We start from the raw sequence: 11,051 nt of genomic DNA, 5'->3' as shown, positions 1-11,051 counted from the left end.
CCTCGAGATGTTCGATACTGGGTCAGACGACCGCGACGCCGGTTGCGCCGTGTGCCTTTCGGAGCTCGCCTTTGACAACCTTGCCGCTGGCGTTGCGGGGCAGTGCGTCGACGATCACGACGTCTTTCGGGTGCTTGTACCGGGCAAGCTTGTCGTCGAGCCACGCCGCGAGTTCTTCCACGGTCAGGTCGGATCCCTCGTCGTCGAGTGCGACGACGGCGACGGGCACCTCGGTCCACTTGGGATCGGGCCGGCCGACCACGGCGGCCTCCCGGATCCGCGGGTGTCCGAACAGGACGTTCTCCACCTCGGCGCAGTAGATGTTCTCGCCGCCGGAGATGATCATGTCCTTCTTCCTGTCGACGACGTAGACGAATCCTTCGTCGTCCTGCCGCACCAGATCTCCGGAGTGGAACCACCCACCGGCGAATGCGTCCGCCGTGGCGGCCGGGTTCTGCCAGTACTCGAGCATCATCGTCGGTCCGCGGTAGACGATTTCGCCGACGGTCCCGGGTGCGACGTCGTTCATGTCGTCGTCGACGACGCGCGTCTGGATCGTCGGGATCGGTTTGCCGACCGAGCCCAGCTTGCGGATCGCGTCGTCCCCGTCGAGGACGCAGGTGATCGGCGACATCTCGGTCTGCCCGAACACGGCGACGATGAGCGCCCGCGGGAACGTGTCCGCCATGGCGCGCAGCACCGTGTCCGATGCGGGCGCCGCACCCCAGCTGATGACGCGCAGGGCGAGATCGCGACCCCGGACGGTCGGGTCGGCGCAGACGGCCTGCCACTGCACCGGCACGAGGAACACCGTCGTGATCCGCTCCTGCTCCCACACGTCGAGCATCTCGGTGGGGTTGAACGCCTTGAGCGGGTGAATCACCGTGGTACCGCCCAGCATCAGCATCGGGGCGACGGAACCGAGCGCGGCCACGTGGAACACGGGGGACGCGAGGAACCCGATGTCGTCGCCGCGGTCGTAGCGCATCGCGCGGATACAGGTGATGGACTGTCCGACCATGTTCGAGTGCGACAGCACCGCACCCTTGGGTGTACCCGTCGTTCCGGACGTGTAGAGAATCAGGGACGGTGTGTCCTCGGGCAGATCGACAGGTGCATACGCCGGGCCGGCCTCCGACACGAGTTCTTCGTAACCGAGCACGTCAGCTTCCGTGTCGGCGCCGATGTTCACGACCAGGCTCAGTTCGGGAACGTCCTGACGCACCGCCGCGACCAGCGGTGCGAGCGCAGGCTCGGTGAACACCGCACGAGCCCCCGAGTCACGGGCGATGAACGCGACCTCGGGCGGGGTGAGCCGGAAGTTGACGGGGACCGCGATGGCACCGAGGGCATTGATCGCGAGAACCGCTTCGAAGAATTCGGTGCGGTTGAGGGTGAGCAGCAGAACACGGTCGCCGAAGTTCACACCTCGGCGGGACAGCGCGCCGGCGAGCGCCTCCGATCGGTCGTGCAATTCGCGCCAGGTCGTACGGTGGCCGAGAAAGCGGAACGCGGCCTGATCGGGCTTCATCTCCGCGTGCGACGCAACCCAGTTGTTCCAGTGGTTGCGGCGGGATTGCAGTGGCTGCTCCAGCAGCTCGCTACGTGACGGCATGTGGTGGTGGTCCCTTCGCTGTACTCGTGCCCGGCGCCCGTCCGTCTGTTCGGACCTGCATCGAGCTGTGACGAGTATTACAGATCTCGACGTCTATCGGAACAGTGTTGTTAACCGCAATTCGCATCAGCTCCGGAAGCTCGGAGCGCGTTTCGCGAGCATCGCGGTGACACCTTCGACGAAGTCGGGGGCCTGCAGCAGTTCCGCCTGGCCTGCCTTCTCGCGGTCGAGTGATGCGTCCAGAGCTGTGAGTGCCGCTGCGGTGAGTGCCCGCTTGGTGAGTTCGATGGCCCGCCTCGGACCACGAGCCAGCCGGGCCGCCACGGCATCGACGTGCGCGGCGAGTTCATCCGGCGGGAGGACGCCCGCGATCAGTCCGTCCCGCTCCGCCTGTGCGGCGGGTAAGCGCTCCCCGAGGAGAGCCATCCGGGTAGCCCGTGCCCGGCCGATGGACGCCGCGATCAGCGCGCTCGAACCGCCGTCGGGCATCAACCCGATGTTGACGAACGCGAGGAGTAGATAGGCATTCTCGGAGGCATACGTCAGGTCGGCCGTCAGAGCGATGGACGCCCCGACGCCCGCGGCCGCCCCGTTCACCTGCGCGATGACCGGGACCGGCAACTCGACGATGGCACGAACCACCCTGTTGGCGGAGTCCATCACCACCTCCGCGGGCGCTTCCCGGCCTCCGGCCGCGGCGGCCGCCGCGAGGTCCGCGCCCGTGCTGAACGCCTTGCCCGCCCCCGCGATGACCACCACACGAACAGAGGAGTCCGTGGCGGCTGCGGTGAGCACGTCGCCCAGCGCCGTCATGTGTGCCAGGTCGAGGGCATTCATCCGGTCGGGCCGGTCGATCGTGATCCGGAGGACCCCGGCCTCGTTGACGACGCGCAGCCCGTCGACCGCCGGCGCGGTCACGACACCGCTCCGATGCGCGAGTCGACCGTGCGCGCGAGCCGTCCGGTGATGATCGATTCCGCCTCCGTGACCATCCGGGACACGAGTTCGCGCACGGTCGGGATGTCGTCGATCAGGCCCTGGCTCTGTCCCGCGGTCCAGATTCCGGCGTCGAGATCGCCCATTTCGAACACCGTGCGTCCGCGGGCTCCGGCGACGAGATGCTGGATGTCGGCGAATTCGCAGCCACGGGACTCGATGTCGACCACCTCGGCGCTGACCGCGTTGGTCGCGACGCGGGCGGTGTTGCGAAGGGACCGGAAGATGAGTTCGGTGTCGCGTTCGGTGTTGGCGACGATCTGTTCCTTGACGGCGTGCGCCACCGGGGATTCGACCGTGCACATGAATCGGGTGCCCATGTTCACGCCGTCGGCGCCGAGTGCGAGCGCGGCGACGAGGCCGCGCGCGTCCGCGATGCCGCCGGACGCGATCACGGGGATCGTGAGCTTTCGGGTGGCGGCCGGGATCAGGATCAGGCCCGCGACGTCGTCCTCGCCGGGGTGGCCTGCGCATTCGAAGCCGTCGATGCTGACCGCGTCGACACCGACCTGTTCCGCCTTCACCGCGTGCCGCACGCTCGTGCACTTGTGGATCACCTTGATCCCCGCGTCCTTGAGGTGCGGGAGGTGGTCCACCGGATTGGAGCCGGCGGTCTCGACGACGCCGATTCCGGAATCGATGATCGCCTGGCGGTACTCGGCGTACGGCGGCGGGTTGATCGACGGGAGGATGGTGAGATTCACGCCGAACGGTTTGTCGGTGAGCTCCCGTGTGCGGGCGATCTCCGCGGCGAGATCTGCGGGAGTCGGCTGGGTGAGCGCGGTGAGAAATCCGAGCGCCCCCGAATCGGCCACGGCCGCTACGAGTTCGGCACGGCCGACCCACATCATGCCACCCTGGACGATCGGGTGCTCGACACCGAAGGCCTCGGTGAATTTCGTCCTCATGTCAGTTCACCTCTTCGAACGTGCCGCCGGTGGCGGCCTTGTCCAGCAGTAGTCGGGGTGGGAGGAATCGGTCCCCGTACCGCGCGGCGAGCAGCTGCGCCCGGGAGACGAATCCCTGGATCCCGCCCGGGTACTGGTCGATGTAGCGGGCCACGCCACCGGTCCAGCCGGGGTAGCCGATGCCCAGAATGGAACCGACGTTGGCGTCGGTGGTCGATTCGAGCACCCCCTCTTCCAGGCAGCGGACCGTCTCGACGGCCTCGATGAAGAGCATCCGCTCCTTGATGTCCTCGAACGGGATCTCGGTGTGCGCACCGTCGCGCCGGAACGTCTCGAGCCCGGACCACAATCCGACGCGCTTACCGTCCGCGTACTCGTAGAAGCCGGCGCCCGTGGAGCGGCCCTTGCGGCCGAATTCGTCGATCATGCGATCGACCACGGAATCCGCCGGATGTGGCTCCCAGGATTTCCCCTCGGCGAGTATCGCGGCCTTCGTCTCCTCGCGGATCTTGCGGGGCAGCGTGAGCGTGAGTTCGTCCATCAGCGCGAGGACGGGAGCGGGGTATCCGGCCTGCGACGCAGCCTGCTCGATCGACACCGGGAAGACGCCCTCGCCGAGCATCGCGATGCCTTCATTGGTGAAGGTACCGATGACGCGGCTCGTGAAGAACCCGCGGCTGTCGTTGACGACGATCGGAGTCTTGCCGATCTGCCGGACCACGGCGAGCGCGCGTCCGAGCGCGGCGACGCTCGACTTCTCCCCCTTGATGATCTCGACGAGGGGCATCTTGTCGACCGGCGAGATGAAGTGCAGGCCGATGAAGTCCTCGGTGCGCGAGACGTTTTCGCCGAGGAGGGTGATCGGCAGTGTCGACGTGTTGGAGCAGAGCAGTGCGTCGGGCGCGATGAATCCGTCGATCTCGGCGAACACCGTGTTCTTCACGGCCGGGTCCTCGAACACGGCCTCGATGACCAGCTGGGCGCCCGCGGTGTCGTCGGGCCTGTCGGTGGGGAGGATTCGCGCGAGGATCGATTCGGCCTTCTCGGGGGAGGTCCGGCCCTTGGCGACCGCTTTGTCCAGAATCGTCTTCGAGTAGCCCTTGCCTTTCTCGGCCGCGGCCAGGCTCACGTCCTTCAGCACCACGTTCATGCCCGACTTGGCACACACGTACGCGATGGCGGCGCCCATCATCCCGGCGCCGAGCACCGCGACCGTGCCGACGGGTGCGCGGCCGGCTCCGTCGTACTGCTTCACCAGACTGTTGGCCTTCTGGAGGTCGAAGAAGAACGCGCGGATCATGTTCTTCGAGATCTGCCCCGTGGCCAGCCCGGCGAAGTAGCGGTTCTCGATCTTCTGAGCCGTGTCGAAGTCGACGAGCGCGCCTTCGACGGCAGCGCTCATGATCGCGATCGGAGCCGGATAGGGCGCGCCTTTGAGCTGTTTCCGCAGGTTGGCGGGGAAGGCGGGAAGGTTCGCGGCCAGCGCCGGGGACGCGGGAGTTCCACCCGGAATCCGGTACCCCTTCACATCCCACGGCTGCAGTGCGTCGGGGTTGTCGGCGATCCACTTCTTCGCCGCGGGCACCAGGTGATCGACGTCGTCCACGAGTTCGTCGATCAGGCCGAGACCGTGCGCCTTCTCCGCGGTGTGACGCTGCCCCTGCAGGAGAACCTGGGTGAGAGCGGGGACGACTCCGAGCAGGCGCACCGTCCGGACGACGCCACCCCCGCCGGGAAGAAGACCGAGCGTCACCTCGGGGAGTCCGATCTGCACGCCTGCGGCATTCAGCGCGATCCGATGGTGGGTGGCGAGTGCGATCTCAAGTCCGCCGCCGAGGGCGGCGCCGCCGATGGCCGCGACGACGGGTCTGCCCAGCGTCTCCAGCCTGCGCAGTGGTTCCTTGATGCGGTCGACGTTCGCCATCACAGCCTCGGCCTGTCCCGCGCGGGACTTCAGGATGTCGTTGAGGTCGCCGCCGGCGAAGAATGTCTTCTTCGCGGAGGTGACCACGACCCCGGCGATGGTGTCGCGCTCGGTGGTCAAGCGGTCGACGACCTCGCCCAGGGACACGATGAACCCCTCGTTCATCGTGTTCGCGGACTGGGCGGGGTCGTCGAGAACGAGGGTGACGATTCCGTCGGCGTGCTTCTCGTACCGAATTGTGCTGTCAGTCATGCTGTTCGCTTCTCCTGTGGTCAGTGCTGGATGCGTTCGACGACCGTCGCGATGCCCATGCCCGCGCCGACGCACAGGGTGGCCAGGCCGTAACGCTGGCCCCGGCGTTCGAGTTCGTCGAGCAGCGTGCCGAGGATCATTGCGCCGGTGGCGCCCAGGGGGTGGCCCATCGCGATGGCGCCACCGTTCACGTTCACCTTGTCGAGCGGGATCTCGAGGTCCTTGGCGAACTTCAGCGCCACGGAGGCGAAGGCCTCGTTGATCTCGAACAGATCGATGTCGGAGACGTCGAGCCCGGCCTTCGCCAGTGCTTTGCGCGCCGAGGGTGCGGGACCGGTGAGCATGATCGTCGACTCGGAGCCGATGACTGCGGTGGACACGATCCGGCCGCGCGGCGCGAGGCCGGCGCGTTCACCTGCTTCTGCGCTGCCGATGAGCATCAGGGAGGCACCGTCCACGATTCCGGAAGAGTTGCCGGCGTGGTGGACATGGTCGATGCGCTCCACCCAGTGGTATTTCTGCAGTGCCACCGCGGAGAATCCGCCCTGCTCCCCGAGAGCGGCGAACGACGGCGTCAATGCCGACAGGCCCTCGACGGTGGCGCCGGGCCGCATGTGCTCGTCCCGGTCGAGGACGACGACACCGTTGCGGTCCCGCACCGGGACGACCGAGCGGTCGAACCGCCCATCCGCCCAGGCGTCGGCCGCCAGTTCCTGTGAGCGAACTGCGAACTCGTCGACCTGGCTGCGACTGAATCCCTCGATCGTCGCGATGAGATCGGCGCCGATCCCCTGCGGGACCATGTAGGTGTCGTAGTTGGTCGCCGGATCGAGTCCCCATGCACCGCCGTCCGATCCCATGGGCACCTTCGACATGGACTCGACGCCACCCGCGAGAACGAAGTCTTCCCAGCCGGAGGCCACTTTCTGCGCGGCCAGGTTGACGGCCTCGAGCCCGGAGGCACAGAAGCGGTTGATCTGGACACCTGCGACGGTCTCGGGCAGTCCGGCGGACAGCGCCGCGACACGCGGAAGCACGCCGCCCTGTTCACCCAGCGGCGACACGATGCCGAGCACGATGTCGTCGATCAGCGCCGGGTCCAGATTCGGATTCCGGACCTGGATCTCCTCGATCAACCCGACCGCCAGGTCGATGGGCTTGGTGCCGTGGAGGGCACCGTTGCTCTTGCCCCGTCCGCGAGGGGTTCTGATCGCGTCGAAGATCAATGCCTGCCCGCTCTGCCGGGTTGCACTCATGATCCAGCTACCTCCGATAGTTCGAAATGTGACATCCAGGAGCGCACGACCGTCAGGAGACCGCGGACACATGCGAATTGCGGTTAACTTATTCTGCGCGTTCCTCACGTGTCAATAGCTCTCCGGCAACTCGACAGCCAGATTCACCGGCATTTTCCGACAATGTGGGGTGACGACTTCCCTGCACGCGACCCTCAGTCGACCCGACGATGCGAAAGTCTCGGTTAAGATGATCGGCAGTTAAACTGGCAGATGACTGCCGATTACTGGAGGTGACCGTGGCTCGGACCAGCACGGCGGCCGGTGCCGCCACCGAGCGGCCGATCCGCCGTCGCCCGAAGAATCGCAAGGCCCAGATCGCGAACGTCGCGGCCGAGGCCTTCAGCGAGCGCGGCTACCACGCGGTCGGCGTCGACGAGATCGCGGCCACCATCGGGATCTCCGGCCCCGCCCTCTACCGGCACTACCCGAACAAGTACGCCCTGCTCGTACACGCCGCCACCACGACAGCCGACGCGCTGCAGGCGGCCGCGGACGGCGCCCTCGACGGCATGGCCGAGCGCGAGCCCGGAGACCGCCTCGACCATCTGATCTCCGCGCTCGTCGCGAACACCATCGAGAACCGCAAGGTCGCCGGGCTCTACCGCTGGGAGGGCCGGTACCTCGAGGCCGAGGATCGCACGCGCATCCGCGACGTCTTCGTTCACGTCACCCAGTGCGTGGCGGAACCCTTGCGGGAACTGCGCCCCGAACTCACGTCCGTCGACGCCACGACGTTGGGGGCGTCGACGCTGAGCGTGATGGGGAGCATCAGCGCACATCGCACCACTCTCGCGACGCGCCGGCTCGACGCGCTTCTGAAGTCGGCGTGCGAATCGATCCTGCGCGCGACACTGCCTCCCGCCGTCCCGACCGAAGGAAGGAACGCGGGCACAGGTGCGGTACGCGGCCTGGCGGTGACGTCCAAGCGCGAGTTACTGATCAACGAGGCCGTGAAGATCTTCGACCGGCACGGCTATCACGACTCGAGCATCGAAGAAATCGGCGCCGCCGCCGGCATCAACGCGTCGAGCGTGTACCGCCACTTCCCCAGCAAGGCCGACCTTCTCGCAGCGGTGTTCTACCGCGCGTCCGACCGGCTGGCCGTGGCCACCTCGGCGGCGCTGTCCACCGCCACCGGCCCCGAGGATGCGCTCCGCAAACTCGCCGAGTCCTACCTGGAACTCTCGTTCGGGAATCCGGAAGTGCTGTCGGTGTACTTCGCGGAGATCGGGAACCTCCCGAAGAACGAGCGGACCAATCTCCGCAACGTGCAGCGCCTGCACGTCGAGGAGTGGGTCCACCTGGTGACCGCCGTGCGCACCGAACTCTCGGCTCCGGAGGCACGGTTCCTGGTTCACGCCGCGCTGGGACTGGTGCTCGACATCGGCCGCCTCGTCCACTTCGACACCCGCGAGGAATCGCGTGCGCGTCTCCACACCCTGATGACGGCGGTGCTGCTGGGCCACTGAGGCTGAGTCCCTGGACGAATCGCCCAGGGACACAGCCGTCATGCGGCGCGTCGACGGGATCCGCGGTGATTGTCGCTGTCCGCGCCCAGATCACGGGGACGGTAGCCCACCGGGTATCCGGGGTAGCTCCGGTTGTGCCGATCCCGTGCCGCCTTGGACTCCCGGCGTGGCGGCAGGAAGCGCACGAACCTCGCACGGACCCCCAGCGCACGGCGGGACGCGTTCTGCAGCCAGATCGGGGCGGCGGGAAATCCGAACGCTGCCAGCATCATCGGGTCGAGGAGGGCGTAGACCCCCTGCGCGACGAGCGGCCGGAGTGGCGCCGGAAACCAGGAACAGAACAGCTTCAGCGTGTAGGTGCCGACGCGATGGTTGTCGTCGGTGTACCGGAAATGCTTCCGCTCGTAGTCGACCTTGAACCGGTAGAAGTCTTCGAAACTTTCGGGAATGTTCTTGATTCCCATACGGATTCCCACTTGACGGTAGAAGTGGAAACACGCGAGACGCTCGTTCGGGGTCAGCCGCCGCCATCCGAAGCGGTCGACCCAGTCGATCGGCTCGTAGATGAAGGTGGTCAGCACGTACAGCATGTCGTCGTTGTCGATGTCGTACTTGCCGTGCATGCGGTTCACGACGCGCAGTGATTCGACGCCGCGCTCGGAGTCGTAGCCGTGTTCGACGAGTTCGGCCATCAGCAGTGCGGTGTCGTCGTACCGCTTCTGCGGCCGTTTCTCGAACTCACCGGTGCGCTGCAGGAGTTCCGAAATGGTGGGGACGCAGTATGTCCGGAACAGCGCGAACTCGAGCGACCGCTGGTAATCCCACGGAAACTCGTAGCCGGCCGTGATGCGATGGATCTCCTGGTGATCCCGGACCGGATCGAGTTCCTCGATCCGCCGCTGCCAACCGTGCCTGCCCCGCGGAACCCTGCCCGGCGCGCCGGTGTCGGCGCGTGTGGTCTTCATCAGCATGTGAATACCCTCCTGCCGTGTGATCAGCGTCCGTGCCGGTTCTTCAACATCCAGGCCGAGATCTTCATGTCCCGCGACTTGCGCTGCATGGTGAGCAGGTTCAGCGGAGCCGCGAACTTCTGTCGGGCGATGGATTTGACCCGGCTGAATTCACGCAGACCGTCTGCGCCGTGGATGCGGCCGAAGCCCGAATCTCCGACACCGCCGAACGGCAGGGCCGCCACGCCGGCGAATCCGAGCACCGAACCGATCGTCACGACACCGGCCCTGAGTTTTTCGGCAGCCTGCATCGCCTTCGTCCCATCCTTGGTGAAGATGGACGCGCCGAGCCCGAACGTGGTGCCGTTGGCCTTCGTGACCGCTTCGTCGAGGCTGGCGACCTTGTTGATGACGACCGTGGGGCCGAACGTCTCCTCGCGGATCGCGGTGCTGTCCTCGGGAACGCCGGTCAGCACGATCGGTCCGACGTAGCCGTCCTTGATGGAGTCCAGTCCGCCGACCACAGCGGATCCGCCCTTGTCGAGTGCATCCTGGACGTGGCCGCGGACGACCTCGGACTGGCTGGTCATCGTCATCGGACCGTAGGCGGCGTCCCGGGGGCCGGGGCGCAGGACCTTCGACTTCTCGGCGACCAGCCGGACGAACTCGTCGTAGACCGAGTCGACGACGTAGATGCGCTCGACGCCGGCGCACGTCTGTCCGGCGTTGCCCATCGCCCCGAACACCGCGAAGCCGGCGGCCTCGTCCAGGTTCGCGTCGGCGTCGACGAGCATGGCGTCCTTGCCGCCCGCCTCGACGACGAGGGGGGTCAGCGTTTCGGCACACGCGGCCATGACGCGCTTGCCGGTGGCGGCAGATCCGGTGAAGGCGATCTTGTCGACCCCGGCCGAGACGAGAGCCGCGCCGGTCGACCCGTCTCCGGTGACCACCTGCAGCACGGGCTGGTTGGGCACGAGCGCCTTCCACTTGTCGGCGAGCCACACCGCGACCCCGGGGGTCAGCTCGCTGGGCTTGAAGACGACGGTGTTGCCCGCCGCCAGCGCATAGGAGATCGACCCCATCGGCGTGTACACGGGGTAGTTCCACGGCCCGATGACACCGACCACACCCATCGGCTCGTATCCGACGCTGCTGGCCTGGTTCGCGCTGACCAGGCCCGACGGCACCTTGCGCCGCTTCAGAACCTTGCCCGCGTTCTTCGCGGCCCAGTCGAGGTGTTCGATGGCGAGCATCACTTCGAGGAGCGCGTCGTCGTACGGCTTGCCGGTTTCCGCGGCGACGAGGGCGGCCAGCTGCTCGCCGTCCCGGGCCATCGACTTCTTCCAGTCGAGGAGCCATTGCTTGCGGCCGTCGAACCCGAGAGCGTTCCACCACTGCGCGGCGGCGCGGGCCGCGTCGACGGCGTCGCGCACCTCCTGCTCCCCCTGGATCGGGTACTCGGCCAGGACGTTGCCGTTCCGCGGGTCCAGGGACGCGAACGTCTTCGGCGCCTGCTCCGTCGGGGCTGCGGGCTGCTCGCCGGCCGTCGTCTCGGTCGTCTCCGCCTGCTGTGGCATGGTCGATGTCCTCCCTCGAGATCACATCAAATATATGTGATGTGATGTAATGTAGTGGACAT

The 11,051-nt window shown here is 66.9% G+C and carries 8 protein-coding genes; 1 reads left to right on the top strand and 7 read right to left on the bottom strand.

The annotated features are described in order from the left end of the window. Positions 1-22: 22 nt before the first annotated feature. The 5 genes from fadD5 to AZG88_RS38160 all read right to left on the bottom strand — a co-directional run bounded on the left by fadD5 (position 23) and on the right by AZG88_RS38160 (position 6,951). Complete coding sequence (gene fadD5, locus AZG88_RS38180) at positions 23-1,615, bottom strand: fatty-acid--CoA ligase FadD5 (protein ID WP_005239605.1); 1,593 nt, start codon at positions 1,613-1,615, stop codon at positions 23-25. Between the two features lie 126 nt (positions 1,616-1,741). Beyond that, positions 1,742-2,533, bottom strand: coding sequence for an enoyl-CoA hydratase (locus AZG88_RS38175; RefSeq protein WP_061700645.1), 792 nt, complete (start codon positions 2,531-2,533; stop codon positions 1,742-1,744). Beyond that, on the bottom strand, positions 2,530-3,519 hold the full coding sequence (locus AZG88_RS38170) for an NAD(P)H-dependent flavin oxidoreductase (protein WP_061700644.1): 990 nt from the start codon (positions 3,517-3,519) through the stop codon (positions 2,530-2,532). Before AZG88_RS38170 ends, AZG88_RS38175 begins: the two co-directional genes overlap by 4 nt. 1 nt (position 3,520) lies before the next feature. After that, positions 3,521-5,695 carry a 3-hydroxyacyl-CoA dehydrogenase NAD-binding domain-containing protein gene (locus AZG88_RS38165; protein WP_061700643.1) on the bottom strand — a complete coding sequence of 725 codons (2,175 nt, stop codon included), beginning with the start codon at positions 5,693-5,695 and terminating at the stop codon, positions 3,521-3,523. A gap of 20 nt (positions 5,696-5,715) precedes the next feature. Then, positions 5,716-6,951 (bottom strand): acetyl-CoA C-acetyltransferase, encoded by a 1,236-nt coding sequence (locus tag AZG88_RS38160; RefSeq protein ID WP_061700642.1) that lies wholly within the window; start codon positions 6,949-6,951, stop codon positions 5,716-5,718. A gap of 272 nt (positions 6,952-7,223) precedes the next feature. On the opposite strand from AZG88_RS38160, the gene AZG88_RS38155 reads away from it, so the two are divergent. Beyond that, positions 7,224-8,462, top strand: a complete 1,239-nt coding sequence (locus AZG88_RS38155) for a TetR/AcrR family transcriptional regulator (protein WP_025432230.1) — start codon at positions 7,224-7,226, stop codon at positions 8,460-8,462. A 38-nt stretch (positions 8,463-8,500) separates the two neighbouring features. Here the strand turns inward: AZG88_RS38155 and AZG88_RS38150 are convergent, their stop codons facing one another. Together AZG88_RS38150 and AZG88_RS38145 are read right to left on the bottom strand one after the other, a co-directional pair. Next, a complete protein-coding gene (locus AZG88_RS38150; RefSeq protein ID WP_025432229.1) occupies positions 8,501-9,433 on the bottom strand; it encodes an oxygenase MpaB family protein in 933 nt (310 codons plus the stop codon). Positions 9,434-9,456: 23 nt separating this feature from the next. Continuing rightward, positions 9,457-10,989: an aldehyde dehydrogenase family protein gene (locus AZG88_RS38145; RefSeq protein WP_061700641.1), complete on the bottom strand. Its 1,533-nt coding sequence runs from the start codon at positions 10,987-10,989 to the stop codon at positions 9,457-9,459. Positions 10,990-11,051: the final 62 nt, after the last annotated feature.

It is taken from the genome of Rhodococcus sp. LB1 (assembly GCF_001583455.1).
Taxonomy (GTDB): Bacteria; Actinomycetota; Actinomycetes; order Mycobacteriales; family Mycobacteriaceae; genus Rhodococcus_F; species Rhodococcus_F opacus.
The sequence above is the reverse complement of the archived record's forward strand: the minus strand, read 5'-3'. Positions and strand labels throughout refer to the sequence as shown.